The organism is Halomonas sp. TD01, assembly GCF_923868895.1.
GTDB lineage: Bacteria > Pseudomonadota > Gammaproteobacteria > Pseudomonadales > Halomonadaceae > Vreelandella.
In genome coordinates, this window is sequence record NZ_OV350343.1 from 3,107,392 (window position 1) to 3,127,816 (window position 20,425).

Annotated in this window: 18 protein-coding genes; 12 read left to right on the plus strand and 6 right to left on the minus strand. The window is 55.3% G+C overall.

Features of this window, described 5'->3' with window-relative positions; genetic code table 11:
• Positions 1-113: 113 nt before the first annotated feature.
• On the minus strand, positions 114-782 hold the full coding sequence (gene narL, locus L1X57_RS13875; protein ID WP_009724649.1) for a two-component system response regulator NarL: 669 nt from the start codon (positions 780-782) through the stop codon (positions 114-116).
• Positions 782-2,680 carry a type IV pili methyl-accepting chemotaxis transducer N-terminal domain-containing protein gene (locus tag L1X57_RS13880; RefSeq protein ID WP_009724650.1) on the minus strand — a complete coding sequence of 633 codons (1,899 nt, stop codon included), beginning with the start codon at positions 2,678-2,680 and terminating at the stop codon, positions 782-784. The genes narL and L1X57_RS13880 overlap by 1 nt, the downstream gene beginning before the upstream one ends.
• Here L1X57_RS13880 and L1X57_RS13885 point away from each other — a divergent pair.
• The 3 genes from L1X57_RS13885 (at position 2,679) to L1X57_RS13895 (ending at position 4,326) form a co-directional block, all read left to right on the plus strand.
• Positions 2,679-3,428 (plus strand): hypothetical protein, encoded by a 750-nt coding sequence (locus L1X57_RS13885; RefSeq protein WP_234667763.1) that lies wholly within the window; start codon positions 2,679-2,681, stop codon positions 3,426-3,428. The genes L1X57_RS13880 and L1X57_RS13885 overlap by 2 nt on opposite strands.
• A 77-nt stretch (positions 3,429-3,505) precedes the next feature.
• Positions 3,506-3,928: a hypothetical protein gene (locus L1X57_RS13890; RefSeq protein WP_009724652.1), complete on the plus strand. Its 423-nt coding sequence runs from the start codon at positions 3,506-3,508 to the stop codon at positions 3,926-3,928.
• Positions 3,929-3,939: 11 nt separating this feature from the next.
• Positions 3,940-4,326, plus strand: coding sequence for a SirB2 family protein (locus tag L1X57_RS13895; RefSeq protein ID WP_009724653.1), 387 nt, complete (start codon positions 3,940-3,942; stop codon positions 4,324-4,326).
• Between the two features lie 45 nt (positions 4,327-4,371).
• Here the strand turns inward: L1X57_RS13895 and hmpA are convergent, their stop codons facing one another.
• On the minus strand, positions 4,372-5,544 hold the full coding sequence (gene hmpA / locus L1X57_RS13900; protein ID WP_009724654.1) for an NO-inducible flavohemoprotein: 1,173 nt from the start codon (positions 5,542-5,544) through the stop codon (positions 4,372-4,374).
• A 158-nt stretch (positions 5,545-5,702) separates the two neighbouring features.
• On the opposite strand from hmpA, the gene L1X57_RS13905 reads away from it, so the two are divergent.
• Entirely contained in the window at positions 5,703-6,914 is a 1,212-nt protein-coding gene (locus L1X57_RS13905; protein WP_009724655.1) for an NnrS family protein, read from the plus strand.
• A 6-nt stretch (positions 6,915-6,920) separates the two neighbouring features.
• On the opposite strand, the gene L1X57_RS13910 is transcribed toward L1X57_RS13905, so the two are convergent.
• Entirely contained in the window at positions 6,921-7,367 is a 447-nt protein-coding gene (locus L1X57_RS13910) for an Rrf2 family transcriptional regulator (RefSeq protein WP_009724656.1), read from the minus strand.
• A 311-nt stretch (positions 7,368-7,678) separates the two neighbouring features.
• Between L1X57_RS13910 and L1X57_RS13915 the strand changes: the two genes are divergently transcribed.
• From L1X57_RS13915 to moaA, 8 genes are all read left to right on the plus strand, one after another.
• Positions 7,679-11,491 carry a nitrate reductase subunit alpha gene (locus L1X57_RS13915; protein WP_009724657.1) on the plus strand — a complete coding sequence of 1,271 codons (3,813 nt, stop codon included), beginning with the start codon at positions 7,679-7,681 and terminating at the stop codon, positions 11,489-11,491.
• On the plus strand, positions 11,488-13,050 hold the full coding sequence (narH, locus tag L1X57_RS13920) for a nitrate reductase subunit beta (RefSeq protein WP_009724658.1): 1,563 nt from the start codon (positions 11,488-11,490) through the stop codon (positions 13,048-13,050). Before L1X57_RS13915 ends, narH begins: the two co-directional genes overlap by 4 nt.
• Positions 13,043-13,855: a nitrate reductase molybdenum cofactor assembly chaperone gene (gene narJ, locus L1X57_RS13925; protein ID WP_009724659.1), complete on the plus strand. Its 813-nt coding sequence runs from the start codon at positions 13,043-13,045 to the stop codon at positions 13,853-13,855. Before narH ends, narJ begins: the two co-directional genes overlap by 8 nt.
• 13 nt (positions 13,856-13,868) lie before the next feature.
• Positions 13,869-14,561, plus strand: coding sequence for a respiratory nitrate reductase subunit gamma (gene narI / locus L1X57_RS13930; RefSeq protein WP_009724660.1), 693 nt, complete (start codon positions 13,869-13,871; stop codon positions 14,559-14,561).
• Between the two features lie 41 nt (positions 14,562-14,602).
• Positions 14,603-15,424 carry a peptidylprolyl isomerase gene (locus L1X57_RS13935; protein ID WP_009724661.1) on the plus strand — a complete coding sequence of 274 codons (822 nt, stop codon included), beginning with the start codon at positions 14,603-14,605 and terminating at the stop codon, positions 15,422-15,424.
• A gap of 22 nt (positions 15,425-15,446) precedes the next feature.
• Positions 15,447-16,025 (plus strand): molybdenum cofactor biosynthesis protein B, encoded by a 579-nt coding sequence (moaB, locus tag L1X57_RS13940; RefSeq protein ID WP_009724662.1) that lies wholly within the window; start codon positions 15,447-15,449, stop codon positions 16,023-16,025.
• Positions 16,022-17,284: a molybdopterin molybdotransferase MoeA gene (locus tag L1X57_RS13945; protein ID WP_009724663.1), complete on the plus strand. Its 1,263-nt coding sequence runs from the start codon at positions 16,022-16,024 to the stop codon at positions 17,282-17,284. The genes moaB and L1X57_RS13945 overlap by 4 nt, the downstream gene beginning before the upstream one ends.
• Positions 17,285-17,398: 114 nt before the next feature.
• On the plus strand, positions 17,399-18,388 hold the full coding sequence (moaA, locus tag L1X57_RS13950; protein ID WP_009724664.1) for a GTP 3',8-cyclase MoaA: 990 nt from the start codon (positions 17,399-17,401) through the stop codon (positions 18,386-18,388).
• Positions 18,389-18,419: 31 nt separating this feature from the next.
• On the opposite strand, the gene menA is transcribed toward moaA, so the two are convergent.
• Positions 18,420-19,346, minus strand: a complete 927-nt coding sequence (menA, locus tag L1X57_RS13955; protein WP_009724665.1) for a 1,4-dihydroxy-2-naphthoate octaprenyltransferase — start codon at positions 19,344-19,346, stop codon at positions 18,420-18,422.
• A gap of 15 nt (positions 19,347-19,361) precedes the next feature.
• Positions 19,362-20,423: a DASS family sodium-coupled anion symporter gene (locus L1X57_RS13960; protein WP_009724666.1), complete on the minus strand. Its 1,062-nt coding sequence runs from the start codon at positions 20,421-20,423 to the stop codon at positions 19,362-19,364.
• Positions 20,424-20,425: the final 2 nt, after the last annotated feature.

Here is a 20,425-nt window from a genome sequence, read left to right on the forward strand (position 1 = left end):
GTCGCTGAAAAGCCTGGATTCGTTGATTTTAAAGAGAAAAAATCGGAGGGTGGTAAAGGCGGGTCAGGGCAGAAGTACTCTGTGAATCTTTGGAGGTAACCACTCAGAATCGACTAGTGATCGATACCTGCCTGAACTGCCCAAACGGCGGCTTCGACACGTGAACGTAAGTTGAGCTTTTTGAGCAGATGCTTGACGTGAACCTTGACCGTACCTTCGGTAATATCCAGCTTGCGTGCGATGAGTTTGTTGGAGAGTCCGCCAGCAAGTTGCTGCAGAATTTCACGTTCACGCTGCGTTAGACTATGAATATCGGGGGTGGTGGGCGCATTGCGCTGATTACGCAGAGCTTCAGCGAGTAGGGCGGTCAGGCTTTCGCTGATGACCATGCGTCCCAAAGCAGCCTGACGCAACTGGCGAACCATGTCTTCAGGCTCCATGTCCTTTAGCAGGTAACCGTCGGCACCGTTATGGAGTGCCGCGACCACATCATCCTCATGGTCGGAAACTGTGAACATCACCACACGACCGCTATAGTTGGCTTCCCTTAGGCGGCGCAAGGCTTCTAATCCATTGACGCCCGGCATGTTTAAATCAAGTAAAACCAAGTCAGGCTCACGTTTGAGGGCCAGTGCAATGCCTTCTTCAGGGTCGCCCGTCTCACCAACCAGTTCAAGATCGTCCTCTAGTTCAAGCAACTGAGCGACGCCACGCCTTAGCAGCGGGTGGTCATCAATAATCATTAGAGTGGCGGGTGTATCGTTGGCAGTGGTCAGCGTCATTAAGAAGTCTCTGTATCTATGTGAGAATCGGAGGCAGCCGAAACAGGCTGCTGCTGAATTAAGCGAGCTGTCAACGGGGTGAATACTATCTCAATACTGGCCCCTCCTACGGGGCGATTGGTGATACTCAACTCCCCGTTCAGGGTGGTGGTTCGGTCGCGAATAATCACTAAACCGTAGTGCATCGGCGGCGAGCTATCGTCTTCCAGGCCGATGCCGTTATCCTCAATACGCACTAACAGGCGGGCATCGGTGAAACGCACAGTGACCCCCGCCCAGTGAGCTTGGGCGTGCTTGTGGGTATTGGCCAGCGCTTCACGAATGATCTGTAGCACGTGAATTTCTTCATTAGGGTTAAGAAGGTGAGGTGGCACATCATAGTTAAGATCAACCGTTACGCCCATGCGCTGGCTAAACTCATCGACGGTTTGGCGTAAGGCAAATTGCAGCCCCGGCCCCTCAAGTTTGAGTCGGAAGGTGGTGAGTAGCTCACGCAATTGACGATAGGCGCTGTTTAAACCGGTACGCAGCTCGTCAAATACTGCGGACTGCGCCTCTCGGGTTGCCTCTTTTTGCTGCATGCGTTCGAGTCGGGCGACCTGCATCTTGAGATAAGATAGCGATTGCGCTAGCGAGTCGTGGAGTTCGCGCGCAATGATGGTTCGCTCGTTGATCAGCGTGACGTGCTGCTGCTCTTCGATACGTCGCTGCAGGTACACCGCCGTGGCGAGTTGGTCGGCTAACATGGTGAGCAGCCGACGAGTGCTGTCGTTGAGCCGCTCCTGGGGATACCACACTTCGAGTGTGCCTAGCAGCGTGTCGCCAACGCTGATAGGTAGCAGTAAGCATTGGGACTGATTATTAGACACCATCTCCAAGGGGCGGGGGTCGATCAGGCAAGCGTGGCAATCCTGGTCACGGCAATACTCTGGCCGGGTACGTGAGTGGGTTTCCAAGACCGGCATTTCCCGTTGGTCGAAAGGGTCGTTTAGGGAAAGCCGAATTGGCCCGATATCCAGCAGCTTTTCCAGTTCGCGCAGCATAGGTGCTGCGCTGGAGCAAAGGTCATTACCGCCGCCATACAGCGAACGGCTAGCATCGTGCATTACTCGCAGCGCCTGATTGCTGCGCTCAAGCTCCTGTTTCTTGCGCGACACCTTGTCTTCCAATGCGGCGTAGCTGGTTGCCAGCTCGGCAGACATCTTATTAAAGGTGTGGCCCAGCAAAGCCAGCTCATCACTGCCGCGTAGCTCTGAGCGTGGCTTGAAATTACGCTGCGCCGCCTCGCGTGCAAGTACCATCAGCTGGCGCAGCGGCACTACCAGATTATGGCGGACATCGTAGAGGGCGATCGAGACCACAATCGCGATCAATACCAAAAAGAGTAGTTGCATCATGCCCAGCAGCCGCACCTTGGCCTCGGTGCTTTGTTCCAGATACGTCACTAGCACTTCAATGTCATTGACCATCGCAACGATCATCGTTTCTAGCGTATCCAGGTCAAGCTCTACGGCAGCGGACGGAGCCTGTAGTGCCGGGCGAAGCGTGTAATGCCAGTAGTTCTGAAGTTTTTCCAGTTGGCGGCGGCGCTCATGACGATCATCGGCGGGGATCGTTTGTTGTAACGTTGCGCCATGCAAACGCTGATCGAAGCGCGAAATGAGTCCTTCGAGCTGCTCCTCGCTTGTCTTCTCTGGAGCATACTCCAGGCGTTGCAAGGCTCCCATAATCTGATAGGCATTCATGCGTAATGAGCCAGCGACATTAATCGCGGCAGCATCGCCACGGCTGCTGTTAGACATCGCCATGGTCAGGGTGATACTGATGAGTGCCATCCCGCCAATGGCAAGCAGGGACGCAATGATGCGAGCAACCAGGGAGCGCTGAAGTAATTTCATGGCATTTCCGATAGCCCGCGAAAGAGGTAAGGGAGTGTGGCACTGTCTGCATTTCGATACGAGGGCTATTCCTTTGTGGTTAGCCGACCTACCTCCGATGCTTTTTGACCTACACCCGGTATTTACCGACAATTCTGGCATGTCTTCCGATGTCTTTATACCTTCGCTGGGAAACGCCATGCCATCGTCTGTGCCGCCTCCCACGTTGGAGACATCAATAGAACCAGTCAATGGTTATCAGTTGCTGGTAGCTATGCTGCTAATGCCGCTGGCCAGCGCTATAGCGGTGGCTAGCTGGACACTTTATGCCTTGCTCGCAAAACAACCACTCTATGTGCTGCTACCGTTGAGTAGCGGAGTACTGCTGGCATGGCCGGCTTGGTGTATCGCAAGGCGAGGCGACACCTGCCGCTTGATACAGGGGTTATTGCTGGGGCTAGCGTTGGCGCTGGTTGGGTTTGGGATGGCAAGCCAACCATGGGAGTTTCTACTAGCGGGCGTTGGGCTAGGTTTAGGAGGCGCGGTGATTACCACTGGCATTGCCCATGCGAAAGGCTGGATGCCTAGTCATTGGGCGCGTCTTTGTGCCGCCCTTTGTCTGGCTTTAGCGGTTGGCGTAGGGCTCTCTCTGAGGATGGTACCCCTGGTCGTCCAAGCCTATGGTTGGCGCGCAGCGCCACTTAGCCTGTTGATCCCTTTGTTTATGGTAATGCTGCTGCTGTGGCTTTTCGCAGAGTCACCCGAGTAACACCACCTATTACTCTCAACTACTCGTTCTTCATTTTTGTCTACTGATTCTTAACTACTAGCGATAAGGCCCATTTTATGACCACAGTTGTTATGACCACCGGTTTTATGACTATAGCCACGTTTGCCGATTTACTGCAGGAGGCGCGTAAACAACCTAAGCCTCAGCGTCTTCTGTTTGTATTCGTTCGCGCAGAGCTGCCTGATTTCCCTGATGCTGACCAGCGTCGTCGCTTCGAACAGGGTGAAGGAGGAGTGTTGGTGCCTGTGGTTTGCGTAGATAAGTCGACGGAGGAATTGACCAGTATGGCGGCGTTGGTCGATGAGTCTCGCCGTACCGAGATCGAATGGGATCTAGTTTTCACTGCTGCCATGGATGACCCAAAAGATGACGCCGAGGTTGAACGGCAGCTCCAGCGTATGATGGAGTCGCTGCAAATGGGTAATATCACCGCCTATCTTGTCTTCGATCATCACGGCGATGCGGTTAACGTTGGCTAGGGACGGTTACCATGGAGCACTATTTTCTCATCAAACACCTTCACATGACGGCCGCTGCGCTGAGCATCACACTCTTCGTAGTGCGCGCCTGGTGGTCAGCACAGGAAAGCCAGCGACTCAACGCCCGTTGGGTCAAGGTTTTGCCTCACCTCATCGATACGGCTCTGTTGGGGCTGGGGGTGACTTTGATGGTGTTGCTTTCCGTTTGGCCCTGGCAGCTTCCTTGGCTTGGCGCCAAGTTACTGGCGCTGCTGGCCTATATCGGTATTGGTACCATTGCGATTAAACGTGGGGCCACGCCAGCGGTGCGCGCCTTGGCAGCGGTAGTGGCAGTGGCCATCTTTGCCTATATGGTGGGGGCTGCTGTTCATCACAGCCCTTTATCCTGGTTGGCCTGAGAGGCTTGGTTCTTATCTCGAAATGATAACCCTAACTGAGCATTATTAAGCTGCGCCGAGCGGGCGTGAAGGACCAAAGTGCTCGAAGTGTCGGCGATCCTCGTCGACACCCAGTTCAGACAAAGCGCTGTTAATCGCCGTCATAAACCCTTGGGGGCCGACGAAATAGCAGCGTGCCTTGAGGCCAGGCAAGTAGTGAGCTAATAAGCTGCGGTCGATACGACCAATATGCTCGGCTTCGTTGCCGCGTTCATGAATGCGGACAGCCTGAAGGTGTTGAGGATACTCGCTCTGCAGCGCCTCTAGTTCACCTTTGAAGGCCTGATGCTCAGCATCCAAGGCAGCGTGTAGATAGGTGACTTGCCGCCCAAGGGACAAAGCATGGCGTGCCATGGGGAGTAGAGGTGTTTGACCAACGCCGCCACTGGCAAGCAGTAGGGGCTCGTCACCCTCAACCAAGGTAAGGTCACCCGCTGGTGGTAACAGTTCCAGGGTGTCGCCTGGTTGTAAGACATCATGGAAATGGCGGCTGACTTGGCCCTGTTCTTCGCGTTTGATCGAGATTCGGTAGCTTCGACCGTTCGGTGTGTCCGAAAGGCTGTAATGCCGATAGACCAGTTCGCCGTTAATGGTCAAACGTACGCCGATATATTGACCTGGCTCATGGTCAGCCACGCGCTCCCCATCCTCGGGCTCAAGAATAAAAGAGCGAATTAAAGCACTTTCCTGCTGGGTGCTGGCAATCTTGAAACGGCGTGTACCCCGCCAGCCGCCCGGGCGCTGCTCAAACTCACGATAACGCTGGTCTTCGAGGTCGATGAGAAGGGCGGCGAGTTCGTTATACAGAGCGCCCCAGGCATCGGCTATTTCTGGTGTCACGGCATCACCGAGCACTTCGCCAATGGCGGCTAGCAGACACTCACCGACAATAGGGTACTGCTCAGGAAGAATGCCTAACGAGACGTGTTTGCTGACCACAACATCAAGGGTTGCGCGCGCTTGAGCAGGGTTGCTGCGCAATTGAACATAGGCCAACACGGCGTTGGCGAGAGCACGAGGCTGGCCGCCGCTTTGCTGGTGTACCTCATTAAAAAGTGGTTTGACCTCTGGATAGCGGCTAAACATCAGCGGGTAGAAGCGCTGGGTAATCGCATTAAGGTGTTCGGCCACGACGGGAGCGGTCGCGTTGATTAGTGTTTCTTGCTCATGAGTTAGCACTGTTTTTCCCTCGCCACATTAAGATGCATTCAAAATGCATCTTAATGATATGGGTCTACAAAAGCTAGCCATAAGATGTATTTTTGATGCATGTCATGGTCTTTGTGGATGGCTAGGCGCACACTCATATTTCCAAGTAAATTAGTCGGGATTACGCCATGCCAACGACCACCTCATCCCAACCTGCTTCTAAGCTTGAGCATTTACCTTTAATGCGCCTGGCTTTCAGGCCTTTCTTTCTGCTGGCCGCGCTGTTTAGTGTGGTGTCCCTCTTGGTGTGGTTGGCCTTCTGGCACGGCACTATTTTGCTGCGACCTTATGGCGGTCTGGTGTTCTGGCATCAGCATGAAATGTTGTTTGGCTTTGCCGCGGCGGTGGTAGCGGGGTTTTTACTAACCGCTGTGCGTAACTGGACAGGATTGCCGAGTTTAAACGGAGGGCCGCTACTGGGTCTGGTGGTGCTATGGCTATTAGGTAGGGTGCTGATGGCTTTCCCCATGGGGCTGCCGGAGTGGATGCTGCTGACGGTTGAACTTGCATTTCTGCCAGTAGTTGCCGTGGTTATGGCGCGTCTCGTTATCACCGCAAAGCGTTGGCGCAACTTGATCTTTGTACCTGTGCTGTTGCTGTTTGCCATTGCTAATCTGGCGATGCACTTAGGAGTCATGCAAGGTGATGCCGACCTGATCCGCCAAGCTGCCTACTTAGCCGTGCTGTTAATTACACTGATGATGACAGTCATTGGCGGGCGTGTTATTGCCATGTTTACCGCCAATCGTTTGAGCCGCACCAAGCCTGAACCTATTCCTTTACTCGAAGGGGTGACGCTGGCTAGCACGGCTGGCGTAGTCATGCTGCAGCTGGTTGTCTTACTGGGAGTTGCCATGCCTGCTTCATTAATGGCGGGGATGATGTTCTTAGCGGCGTTGGCTAATAGTGTTCGCATGGCGCGCTGGGGTGGGGTGCACAGTTGGCGCGAACCTTTACTTTGGGGGCTCCACGGTAGCTACGCCTGCATTCCGCTAGGACTAATCATGTGGGGCTTGGCACTTATGGGGCTGATGCGCGTTGAACTTGCCGTGCACGCTCTGACCATTGGCGGCATGGGCACCATGATGCTAGCCATGATGGCCAGGGTTTCGCTAGGTCATACGGGCCGCCCCATACGCACATTGCCTGGTATTGGTGTAGCACTGGGCTTAATGCTAATAGCCGCCTTAGTGCGCTCACCCGTTTTGGTGTTATTTCCCCAGATCACCCACTGGACTTACACGCTGAGCATCATCTTCTGGTGCTTGGCCTATGCAATATTCCTCATGCACTACACGTTGCCGTTGATGCAGGCGCGAGTCGATGGGCAGGATGGCTAGTGTGTGCTAAGCGCTGACGGTAGGAATGCGCATAAGCTGCGCCAGTTGAGATTGTTGATTGCCTAGTAGGTCGGCCAACGTATAGTGGTCCAGCACACCTATAAATGCTGACAGTGCATCATTAAGAATCGGTTGAAGGCGACATGCAGGCGTAATGATGCAGGCATTGTCGCTATGAAAGCACTCCACCAACGCCATGTCATGCTCCATCTCGCGTACTAGCTCCCCTAACCCAATGGTGGCGGGGTCCCGTGTCAGCAGTAAGCCGCCATTCTTGCCACGAATGGCGGTAACGTAGTTCTTTTGACTTAGCTCTTGAACAATTTTCATCAAATGATTGCGTGAGATATTAAAGGTTTCGGCAATCTCGTGAATGGTAGAGCGCTCCTCTCCCTTGGTAGCAAGAAAGATCAATACGCGTATCGAATAATCAGTGAATCGGGTGAGGTGCATGGAGTGCGTTTTGCTCCGAGAGTAATCCAACTATAAAAAGCATGTTGTATGAATGTTCAGTGAGTTGCAATGTAAACGTAGTTGAAGGCCTGTGAGCATATTCCGCTCCGCTACAGCTAGCATTCAAGCACGGTGTAATTTCAACAGCGCCAACCGTCTATTCCTTTACGTTGGCCGCTCTATCACCTTGGGGGTAGATAGGGTGTATATGGAGGTAATCACGCAGTAATTCCCTTGTCGATCACGCAGAATCCACTCCATGGAGCCCGCCTAGCGGGTACGCAAATTTCCGAGGAGCCTGGAGATCGACCATGAGTCACTTCATAGATCGGCTGAATTTCTTTCGCAAGTCCCGCGAACCTTTTGCCAATGAACACGGCGAACTACGTAGCGAATCCCGTCAATGGGAAGATAGTTATCGTGCCCGCTGGCAGCACGATAAAGTGGTGCGTTCCACCCACGGGGTGAACTGCACCGGCTCCTGTAGCTGGAAGATCTACGTCAAGAACGGCTTAGTTACCTGGGAAACCCAGCAGACAGATTACCCCCGTACCCGCCCCGACCTGCCCAACCATGAGCCGCGTGGTTGCCCGCGCGGTGCCAGCTACTCCTGGTACCTGTACAGCGCCAACCGTCTCAAGTATCCGTTGGTTCGCAAGCCGCTGCTGGCACTATGGCGCGAAGCGCTGAAGGCTAACCCAGATCCGGTAGATGCCTGGGCGTCGATTGTTGAAGACCCTGCCAAGACCAAACAGTACAAGCGTGCCCGCGGCATGGGCGGCTTCGTTCGCGGTAACTGGGATGAGCTCAACGAGCTGGTCGCTGCCTCTAACGTTTACACCGCTAAGCAGTATGGCCCCGACCGGATCATTGGCTTTTCGCCGATTCCTGCCATGTCGATGGTCAGCTACGCCGCAGGTAGCCGCTACCTGTCGCTGATTGGCGGCGTCTGCATGAGCTTCTACGACTGGTATTGTGACTTGCCGCCGGCCTCGCCAATGACCTGGGGTGAGCAGACTGACGTTCCCGAGTCCGCTGATTGGTACAACTCCGGCTACATTATCGCTTGGGGGTCCAACGTGCCCCAGACGCGTACCCCGGATGCCCACTTCTTTACCGAAGTACGTTACAAGGGCACCAAAACGGTTTCGATCACTCCGGATTATGCCGAAGTTTCCAAACTGACCGACGAGTGGCTGTCCGCCAAGCAGGGTACCGATGCCGCCCTGGCGATGGCCATGGGCCATGTCATTCTCAAAGAGTTCCATCTTGAGAACCCCAGCGCCTATTTCACCGACTATGTGCGCCGCTATACCGACATGCCGTTTCTGGTGGAACTGGAAGCGCGTGAAGATGGCAGCTTCGCACCGGGTCGCCAGCTGCGTGCCAGTGATTTTGATGCTGCCCTGGGCCAGGAAAACAATCCCGAGTGGAAAACCGTTGCCTGGGACGAAACCCGTGACCAGTTGGTGGTGCCGCGCGGCTCCATCGGTTTCCGCTGGGGCGAAACTGGCGACGAAGTGGGCAAGTGGAACCTGGAATCGCTGGACGCCGCCGGCACCGAGATCAAGCCGTTGCTAAGTTTGGTCAATCACCACGATAGCGTCGCGCGCGTTGCGTTTCCTTACTTTGGTGGTATCGAACACGAACACTTTGAGCACGTCAAAGGAGCTGGCGTCGGTGCTGCTGACGACCTGCTGTTCCACAACCTGCCCGCCAAACGTTTGAAGAGAGCCGATGGCAGCGACATGCTGGCGGTCACCGTTTTTGATCTGATGTGTGCCAACTACGGTATCGACCGTGGCTTTGTCGGCGACGGCGAAGATGATGGCGCGACCTCGTTTGATCAGATCCGCCCCTATACCCCCGCGTGGCAGGAGAAAATCACCGGTGTCCCAGCAGAGCAGTGCACCCGCATTGCTCGAGAGTTTGCTGACAACGCCCATAAAACCAACGGCCGTAGCATGATCATCGTTGGTGCCGGTATGAACCACTGGTACCACATGGACATGAATTACCGCGGCCTGATTAACATGCTGATCATGTGTGGTTGTATCGGCCAGAGCGGTGGCGGCTGGGCCCACTATGTGGGTCAGGAAAAACTGCGTCCGCAGACTGGCTGGACGCCTTTGGCCTTTGGCCTCGACTGGCAGCGCCCGCCGCGCCATATGAATTCTACTTCCTTCTTCTATAGTCACTCCTCCCAGTGGCGCTACGAGAAGCTCGAGATTAAAGAAATTCTTTCGCCGTTGGCCAAGGCCGAGGATTACCCCGGTAGCCTGATTGACTTTAACGTGCGTGCTGAGCGCATGGGCTGGCTGCCGTCAGCACCACAACTGGACACTAACCCGCTACGCTTAGCGAAAAAAGCCGAAGCCGCGGGCATGTCCACTGCCGACTATGCGGTTCAGCAGCTCAAGAGCGGTGAGCTGCGCTTTGCCGCAGAAGACCCGGACGCGCCAGAGAATTTCCCGCGCAATATGTTCATCTGGCGCTCCAACCTGCTGGGTAGTTCCGGTAAGGGCCATGAGTACATGCTCAAGTACCTGCTGGGTACTCGCCACGGTATTCAGGGTAAAGATCTGGGCGACTTCGGCGGTCAGAAGCCCGAAGAAGTCGTATGGCGTGACGAAGCGCCGGAAGGCAAGCTCGACCTACTGGTGACGCTGGATTTCCGCATGTCCACCACCTGCCTCTACTCGGATATCGTGCTGCCTACGGCGACCTGGTATGAGAAGGACGACCTTAACACTTCTGACATGCACCCCTTTATTCACCCCTTGACTGCCGCCACCGACCCGGCCTGGGAATCGCGCAGCGACTGGGATATTTACAAGGGCATTGCCAAGGCGTTTTCCAAGGTTTGTGTAGGCCACCTGGGCGAAGAGACCGACCTGGTCACGCTGCCGATGCAGCACGACTCGCCAGGAGAGTTGGCCCAACCGACGGTGATGGATTGGAAGAAAGGCGAATGCGCGCCGATTCCCGGCAAGACCATGCCATCGCTGATTGAGGTCAAGCGCAACTATCCCGAAACCTATGAGCGCTTCACCTCCGTAGGGCCGCTGCTGGAAAGTATCGGTAACGGCGGCAAGGGCATCGCTTGGAATACCGATGCTGAAGTCGAGCTGCTGGGCAAACTCAACCATCGCAAGCTGGACGGCCCGCATAAAGGGCGCCCGTTGATCGACAGCGCTATCGATGCCGCCGAGATGATTCTGACCCTGGCACCGGAAACTAATGGCGCCGTGGCAGTAAAAGCGTGGGATGCACTCTCCAAAATTACCGGGCGTGACCATACCCACCTGGCAAGGCCCAAACATGACGAAAAAATCCGCTTCCGCGATGTCGTCGCTCAGCCGCGCAAGATTATCTCCAGCCCGACCTGGTCCGGCCTTGAGGATGAGCATGTCTCCTATAACGCCGGTTATACCAACGTTCACGAGCTGATCCCTTGGCGCACCGTGAGTGGTCGTCAGCAGTTCTATCAGGATCATGCCTGGATGCGCGCTTTCGGTGAAAGCCTGCTGGTCTATCGCCCGCCCATCGATACCAAGGCGGCCAAAGGCTTCCAGCTTCCCGCCGACAACGGCTTCAAGAGCAAGGCGCTGAACTTCCTCACGCCGCACCAGAAGTGGGGCATTCACTCCACTTACTCGGACAACCTGCTGATGTTGACGCTTAACCGAGGCGGCCCGGTGGTGTGGCTCTCCGAGGCGGACGCGGCTGAGATCGATATCGAGGACAACGACTGGATCGAGGTCTACAACGCCAACGGCTCGATTGCCGCGCGGGCAGTGGTCAGCCAGCGGGTCAAAGCGGGCATGGTGATGATGTACCACGCCCAGGAGCGCAACGTGAACGTCCCTGGCTCTGAGGTCACCGGCACGCGGGGCGGTATTCACAACTCGGTCACCCGTGTCTGCCCCAAGCCAACCCATATGATCGGCGGCTACGCGCAGCTCTCTTACAGTTTTAATTACTACGGCACCGTCGGCTCAAACCGCGATGAGTTCGTGTTAGTGCGCAAGATGAAACACGTTGACTGGCTGGATGGTGAAGGCAATGACAGTGTTCAGGAGAACGTGGCTCTCAAGAACAGTGCTCAGGAGGCCGTGAAATGAAAATTCGTTCCCAGGTAGGCATGGTTCTCAACCTTGATAAGTGTATCGGTTGCCACACCTGTTCGGTGACCTGCAAAAATGTCTGGACCAGTCGCGAAGGTATGGAGTACGCCTGGTTCAACAATGTCGAGACCAAGCCCGGTATCGGCTATCCCAAAGAGTGGGAGAACCAGGCCAAGTGGAAGGGCGGCTGGATGCGCCGTAACGACGGTCGGATTGAGCCGCGTATTGGTGGCAAATGGCGGGTGCTGGCGAACATTTTCGCCAACCCCGACTTGCCCGAGATGGATGACTACTATGAGCCGTTCACTTTCGACTACCAACACCTGCATACCGCCAAGATCGGTGAGCACCAGCCGGTAGCGCGTCCGCGCTCGCTGATTTCCGGTCAGCGCATGAAAAAGATCGAATGGGGCCCCAACTGGGAAGAGATCCTCGGCACCGAGTTCGCCAAGCGGCGCAAAGACGCCAACTTCGACAAGGTGCAGGCAGATATTTACGGCCAGTTCGAAAACACCTTCATGATGTATCTGCCACGCCTGTGCGAGCACTGTTTGAACCCCACCTGTGTGGCGTCCTGCCCTAGCGGTGCGATCTACAAGCGGGAAGAGGATGGCATCGTTCTAATCGACCAGGACAAGTGTCGTGGCTGGCGGATGTGTATCTCCGGCTGCCCCTACAAGAAGATCTACTACAACTGGAAAAGCGGTAAGTCCGAGAAGTGCATCTTCTGCTACCCGCGTATCGAGGCCGGTCAGCCGACCATCTGCTCCGAGACCTGTGTGGGCCGCATTCGCTATCTCGGCGTGCTGCTGTATGACGCTGATCGCATCGAGGAAGTGGCAAGCTCCCCGGATGAGCGTGACCTCTACCATCGCCAATGTGAGATCTTCCTTGATCCCAACGATCCGGAAGTGATTGCCCAGGCCAAGCGGGATGGCATTCAGGATAACGTCATCAAAGCCGCCCAGGCCTCACCGGTTTACAAGATGGCTATCGACTGGGGGTTGGCGCTGCCACTGCACCCGGAATACCGCACGCTGCCGATGGTGTGGTACGTGCCGCCGCTGTCGCCGATTCAGTCCGCCGCTGAGGCGGGGCATGTGGAGTTTGACGGCATCCTGCCGAAGATTGAATCACTGCGTATCCCGGTGAAGTACCTAGCTAACCTGTTGACTGCTGGTGAAGAGGAGCCCGTGGTGTTGGCACTCAAGCGCTTAATGGCGATGCGTGTCTACATGCGCGGCAAGCACGTGGAGGGTGCCCCCAATGCCGACGTGCTCGATGCCGTGGGGCTGAGCGTCGCCCAAGTAGAAGAGATGTACCGCTACCTGGCCATTGCCAACTACGAGGATCGGTTTGTGATCCCCACCAGCCATCGGGAAATGGCCACCGAAGCCTTCCCGGAACGGGGCGGATGCGGCTTTACCTTTGGTGATGGTTGCCACGGTGAGAGCCAGCCCAACCTGTTTAATGGCCGTAAGCAGACCAGCGTGTTGGTGAAACCGGTAGAGGTCTTCGACCCGCAGCCGCAACTTGAGGAGTCTCGTCATGACTGAAGCCGCTACCCAATCGCCGACCCCGGGAGAGCCGTCGTTCGAGCCGCTACAGGGTATGCGTAGCCTACGCGTACTGGCCCGCCTGCTCGATTACCCGACCCAGGAACTGCAGGATGCCTGCGGCGAACTCATCGAAATTCTCAATGCCGAGCGCCGCCTGGGGGCGGCTCTCAAGTCGTCACTAATGGAGTGGTGTCAGCGTCTCCAAGAGGGCGACCTGCTTGAGCTGCAGGCCGAGTACGTCGCCATGTTCGATAAGGGGCGGGCTACGTCGCTGCTGTTATTCGAACACGTACACGGTGAATCACGTGACCGTGGCCAGGCCATGGTGGATCTTATGGCCGAGTACAGCGCGGCCGGTTTCGAGCTGGATGCCCGTGAACTGCCCGATCATCTACCGGTATTTCTTGAATACCTTTCAATGTGCGACGACGCCGAGATTGGCCGCTGGCTGGGCGAAATACGCCATATCCTGGCGTTGCTGACGGCACGGCTGGAGGAGCGGGGAGCGGATCACGCGCTGGTACCGTTGTCACTATTGGCATTAATCGGCGCCGAGGGAGATGTTGAGGAGCATCGGCCCCAGGTCAAAAAAGAAGCGCCGGACAACACCCCCGAAGCATTAGACGCTGTATGGGAAGAAGAAGCGGTGCGTTTCTCAGCAACCTCAGATGAGGATTGCGCGCTGCAGTCTGCCGAAGGCCGCCGCTTGGCTGAGCGCAAGCACACCGTTCAGAGCCAGCCGGTACGCATTATGCCTGCTCCGTCTTTAAATGCCTCTTCCGCTCCTTCCGCCGATCGTTAATAGGAGAATCACCATGTATGACGCGATTGCGCATTACTTAACCCATCTGATCTACGGTTACTACCCCTATCTCGCTGGCACGGTGTTTCTGCTTGGCAGCCTGCTCCGTTTTGATCATGGTCAGTACACCTGGAAGACCGGTTCTAGCCAGATGCTCTCTTCAAAGAATATGCGCCTGGGCAGCAACCTGTTTCATATCGGTATTATCGTGATTTTCTTCGGCCATCTGGTAGGTATGCTCACACCGCACTGGGTTTACGCGCCGTTTCTGCACGCCGGTACTAAACAGCTAGTGGCTATCGTGGTGGGCGGTATTGCCGGTGCCATGTGCCTGGTGGGCGGTGCCATGCTGCTATATCGGCGCATCTTTAATCCACGCGTGCGTCAATCTTCCAGCTTGATGGATACCCTGATCCTGGGGTTGATCGTTTTGCAGGCGGGCCTTGGCATGGTGACCATCATCTTCTCGCTAGGCCATATGGACGGTGAAATGATGCTAACCCTCTCCAGCTGGGCGCAGTCGATTGTCTTCTTCAGCGGCGGTGCGGCGGACTACATGCAGGAAGTGTCGTGGATCTACAAACTGCATATCTTTATCGGCCTGACCATCATCCTGCTGTTCCCCTTTACCCGCTTGGTGCATGTGTGGAGCGCGCCGTTTGGTTATATCACACGTAGGTACCAGCTTGTCCGCCGCCGCAGCTAAAAAAACTGGCTTGTGCTCGGCCAGGCAAGAGGAGAAATAACATGCAGATGATTGATATCGAACAGTTACCTGGGGGCGTTGCTGCGCCTCCGGTACGTGTCGGCGACACCCCTATCGATGAAGCAACGATTGCGTTGGAGATGCAGTATCACCCCGCCGAAACAGCGGGGGAGGCTCAGCTTCAGGCCGCCCGTGCGTTGGTGGTCCGAGAGCTGCTTCGCCAGCGTGCTAGCGTCCTGGGCCTACTATCGACACAGGACGTTAGCGAAGCGCAGGAAGATGCGGCGATTGCTGCCTTGCTCGAACAGGAGCTTGAGGTGCCGGAACCGGGGGAAGCAGATTGCCAGCGCTTTTTTGACACCCACCGAGAGCGCTTCAGTGAGCCGGTGCAGTTACGCGTTCGGCATATCCTGCTCGCGGCCGCACCCGATGACTCCCAGGGTCGCGACGACGCCTACCAGCTTGGTGAGAAGCTACTCGAACAGCTTAATGAGATACCCGAACGGTTTGCCGAATTTGCTCAACACCACTCCGTGTGCCCTTCAAAAGAGCTGGATGGTGATTTGGGTTGGCTAGTGTCGGGGCAAACCGTTCCAGAGTTGGATCGCGCTTTGCAGCACCTGCCCGAAGGTCTACACGAGCGCCCCTTGGCGTCTCGCTATGGCTGGCATGTGGTGAGTATTGACGAGCGCAGAGAAGGTAGGGCGTTACCTTTCGATCAGGTTATCGACCGGGTGCGCCATAGCCTACGGGAGCAGGCAACTCGACGTGCGCTGCGTCACTATTTGCTGATGTTAGAGAGCGAAATAGGCGTCGAAGGGATTGTGCTGGATGACGATGCTGGCGGCAGCTTGCTGCAATAGAAACGCTAATAGGAGATGCTTGATGTCCCATGTTCCCGTAGATGCACTTTTCACTCCGCTTGGCATCGCGGTGTTAACCGTTTCCGATACGCGTGGATTCGATGAGGATGGCAGTGGTGACTTACTCGCCGCGCATCTTATTGAAAGCGGCCATAACCTAGTGGAGCGGCGCATCGTGCCTGATGATATTTATCAGGTTCGTGCTGTGGTTTCGGAATGGATTGCGCGTAACGAAATTCAGACGATCCTGGTGAATGGCGGTACGGGCTTCACTGCTCGCGATACCACACCAGAGGCATTAGTCCCTCTTTTTGACAAAGCAATTGAGGGGTATGGCGAGCTGTTTCGCTACTACTCTCTGCAAACGATTGGCACGTCGACTATTCAATCTCGGGCGGTGGCCGGGGTTGCCAACCAGACACTGTTGTTTGCAATGCCCGGTTCGCCCAAAGCATGTGAATTGGCGTGGGAAAAAATCATCTCATTGCAGTTGGACTCCCGCACTCGGCCCTGCAACTTTGTAGCAATGGTGTTGCCTTCTGCTCCTGCTTGTAGTGGACGTCAAGTAGAAACGACGTCGCATGTTTCGGAGCGCTTATGAACTGTCACTGCGCAGAAATAGTCACGCCCGGCTTGTTAAATTTATTTGATGCACGCCAACGAGTTATCGACGCAGCCACGCCGATTAATGCCGTAGAAAACGTCTCCCTTGAACAGTCGGCGGGGCGAGTGCTGGCAGAAACGGTGGTTGCACCTCTCGATATGCCAGGTGTGGACAATAGCGCTATGGATGGTTACGCGCTGTGTCTGGCTGATTACCAAGCGGCACCTCGCGGTGCAGGCCTGCCCATTCTTCAACGCGTGCCAGCTGGCGCAGGTGTCATGCTCCTACCCGAAGGGGGCTGCGCGCGTATTTTCACCGGCGCGCCGGTACCCATAGGGGCGGATATTGTGGTGCCTCAAGAGCGGGTAACCCTTGATAAGCGCGGGCATATACATCTTGAGGGTAGCTTGGTGCTAGGCGCTAATATTCGCCGTCAAGGCGAGGAGACCCGCATGGGAACCCCGCTACTCGCTGCGGGTAAGTTTCTTGATGCAGCGTCGATTGCGCTTCTGGCAAGCCACGGGATCAATATCGTTGCCGTCAAGCGGCGCCTAAGGGTGGCATTGCTCTCAACCGGCGATGAGCTGATTGCCCCAGGCACGGTGCGATCGCCGGGACAGGTATACGACAGCAATCGCGCCATGCTTAACGTACTGCTCGCACAAGCGCAGTGCGATGTACTGGACCTGGGCGTCATCGCTGATTCGCCGCAGTCATTGCACCAGGCCTTTGAGCACGCACAAACCATTGCAGATGTGGTGATATGCACCGGTGGCGTTTCGGTAGGCGAGGAGGATCACGTTCGTCCGGTGATCGAGCAGCGCGGTGGGCTATATTTTCATGGTGTTGCGATGAAACCCGGAAAGCCCTTTGCATTCGGTTATCTAGGCGCGGAGCCTTCCACTTGCACGCCGTTAATGGCGCTGCCGGGTAATCCCGTGGCCTCCCTGGTGGGCTGGCAACTGCTGGCGCTGCCGTTTATTCATGCTATGCAGGGTCGACACTTAGCTTCGCTACAGTGTTTTCCAGTAACAGCGGGCTTCTCTCAGCGTGGGCCCAAAGGGCGCTGCGAGCTATTACGGGTAGTGTTGGATTGGTCACAGGGGAGTCCCGTGGCGCAGTTAGCGGGCGGACAGGGCTCGCATATGCTTGGTGCGGCTAGCCAAGCTGATGGTTATTTAATGATTAACCCCGAAATCGATGTGGCAGAAGGGGAGGCGTATCACTACTACCCCATCAATCAGTTCGCCGCTTGAATCACTTTTTCAGTCGTGACCACTGACCTCGTTAGCTTTTATAGGAGAGGGTATGTCTTCACATCACAAGCCACACATACAGCTGGTTAGTTCTCAAATAGAGGAGCCCTCACTATGAGCGTCTTGGTCGATGGGTTTGGCCGTAAGGTGCGTTACCTGCGTATATCGGTAACTGATCGTTGTGATTTTCGCTGTGTATATTGCATGGCCGAGGAGATGACCTTCCTGCCTCGAACCCAATTGCTGACCCTTGAGGAAATAGCCACCCTTTCGCAGGCATTCGTCGAGCTGGGCGTGGAAAAAATCCGTCTAACTGGTGGTGAGCCGCTGGTACGCCAGGGCGTGCTAACGCTAGTGCAAAAACTCGGTGAATTGGAGGGCCTGCGCGAGCTAGCTATGACCACCAATGGCTCAGGGCTGGTCAAACATGCCGATGCTTTGCGCCAAGGCGGGCTACATCGGCTCAATATTAGCCTTGACTCGCTCAAGCCCGAGCGTTTTAAAGCATTAACCCGAACAGGTGACTTAAACCAAGTGATCGCGGGTATCCGTGCCGCACGCCGCGCTGGTTTTCAGTCGATTAAGCTCAACGCTGTATTGCTTAAGGGGCGTAATGACGACGAAATTATCGACTTGGTAAACTTTGCCCGGGATGAACAAGTCGATATCAGCTTTATCGAGGAGATGCCCCTGGGCGCTATCAGCGAGCATAACCGTGGTGAAACCTTTCTTTCCACTGATGCGGTACGCGAGACCATAGAAAACCATTATCAACTCCTACCCACCACCGAGAGCACCCTAGGGCCATCCCGTTATTATCGTATGGCAAACAGCCAGTCACGCATTGGCTTTATCTCTCCCCATAGCCACAATTTTTGTGCTGCTTGTAATCGTGTTCGAGTGACGGCGGAAGGGCGGCTACTCCTCTGCTTGGGCAATGAGCACTCGGTGGATTTACGCGCTGTAATGCGGCGTTATCCAGGTGATATCCAGCGGCTTAAAGCCAGCATTGTGGCGGCAATGAACAAAAAGCCAGAGCGCCACTACTTTACTACTGATGGTGAGGTTCAGGTTTTGCGGTTCATGAATGCAACTGGCGGTTAGCGCAACGTTTCCTCTACCGCAATGTCAATATTTAAAACAGCATTAGGCCAATAGACAACAACACACTGTAAAGCAGCGTTGAGATCGCCGTTTTTTTCAGCATTCTGGTTAGAATTTCGCCATCACGACTTTGGGTTAACGTTTTGGCGGCATCAGTCAGTGGTTTGGCCACTAGCAGGCAACTCCACCCCAGTAGCGGCACTGGCACTGCAACCAGATAGATGAGAGTGAGCAGCAGCGCTGTTCCCAGCAGCGCCCAGTGATACTTTATAGCGTTGGCGCGGCCAAGCCGCACCGCTAAGGTGATCTTGCCAGTGCGCGCATCGCTGTCGATATCTCGGACGTTATTGACGTTTAGCACGGCAGTGGCCAGCAGTCCACATGCGGCAGCGGGCAGTAACGGCAGCCAACTTAGTTGATGAGTGTGCAGGTAATAGGTTCCCAATACTCCCAGCAACCCGAAAAACAAAAAAACCGCAATGTCGCCCAGCCCTCGGTAGCCGTAGGGCTTACCGCCCAGCCCAACGGTATAGGTCACCGCTGCTAATAAAGCGGCAGCACCTAGTAGCAAGAAGAGAACAATGTGTCCCCACTGGTTGCCAAAAGTGGCAAGCAGTAATAACAGTCCCGATAGCGCTGCACCAGTCGCCGTTAGGGCCATCCCTATGCGCATGGCCCGTGGAGTGATTAAGCCTGAAGAGACTGCTCTTGCCGGCCCAATGCGAGAATAATCGTCGGCCCCAGAAGTGGCATCACCATAATCGTTGGCAAGGTTAGAGAGCACCTGGAGGGCAATTGCTGTCAGTAAGGAAAACACTAGCACTGACGTTTTATAAGCATTCTCACCTGCTGCTAGACCACTCCCCAGCAGAATAGAGGCACATGCTAGCGGTAGTGTTCGCAGACGAGCGGCTAGCAACCAAGCTTGGCAGTGATTGCGCTTAGTGAGTAAATCCATTGTGCGATTTTCCAATCAATTGATTAGCATTAGCCAGGGCAGACCAATGACTAACCACGCCACCAGGAAGATCAGCCCGAAGATTGCCCCTAGCCGCCAGAAGAGTGCACTGGGCAAGTAGCCGCTACCGTAGTAAACCGGGCTTGGCCCTGTGCCGTAAGGTGTGAGAATACCCATAAAGCCGAGCGTGGGCAGCAGTAGTAGCACAAACATCTGCATATCCAAGCCTGGAATGCCAGACGCCGCCGCCAAAATAACCGGCAGTAGGGCGGTGACGTGTGCCGTAATGCTGGCAAAGAAGTAGTGCAGAGCGTAGAACAGTACGGTCAAGGCCACCATGGCCATCAGCGGGTTAAAGTGACTTATTTGCCCGCCTACCACGTTGCCAAACCAATTCACGAACCCCACTTGGCTAAGTCCGCCTGCCAGCGCCACCAAGGTGGCAAACCAAACAAAGGTATTCCAGGCGGCATTGTTCTTGAGAATATCATCCCAGGTGACGATGCCTGTCAGCAGCATGCCGCAAATCACAACCAGCCCAACCAAAGATGCGGAGATAATGCCGCCGCCAAAAATCCACAGTAGTAGTGCCGTGACAACCATTACCACCAGTACTATCTCTTTACGAGTGAGCTTGCCTAATTGCTTTAGCTCGTCTCTTGCCCAGTCAGAAATTTCATGGCCCGCTTTCACCTCAGGGGCGCATAGCCAGTAGCAAAGTAGTGGCACTAACAGCAGTAGCAAAATGCCTACTGGCGCAATGGCCATAAACCACTGCCCCCAGTTGATCTGGATGCCGGTTGTGCTTTCGGTTAGGGCGATGGCTAACAAGTTAGGGGCCATGGCTGTTAGAAACAGCGAGCTGGTCACGCAGGTAGAAGCCAACGCTGTCCACATCAAAAAGCTACCCATACGCTTCATGCTGGGGTCATTGGGGTGCGAGTCGTAAAGTGGTGGCAGGTTGCGAATCACCGGATAAATGGTGCCCGCACTGCGTGCAGTGTTGGAGGGCGTAAAAGGGGCAAGAATCGAAACGCAACAATGATGGCGATGATAAGTGGTGCGAATAGCTTCCACCG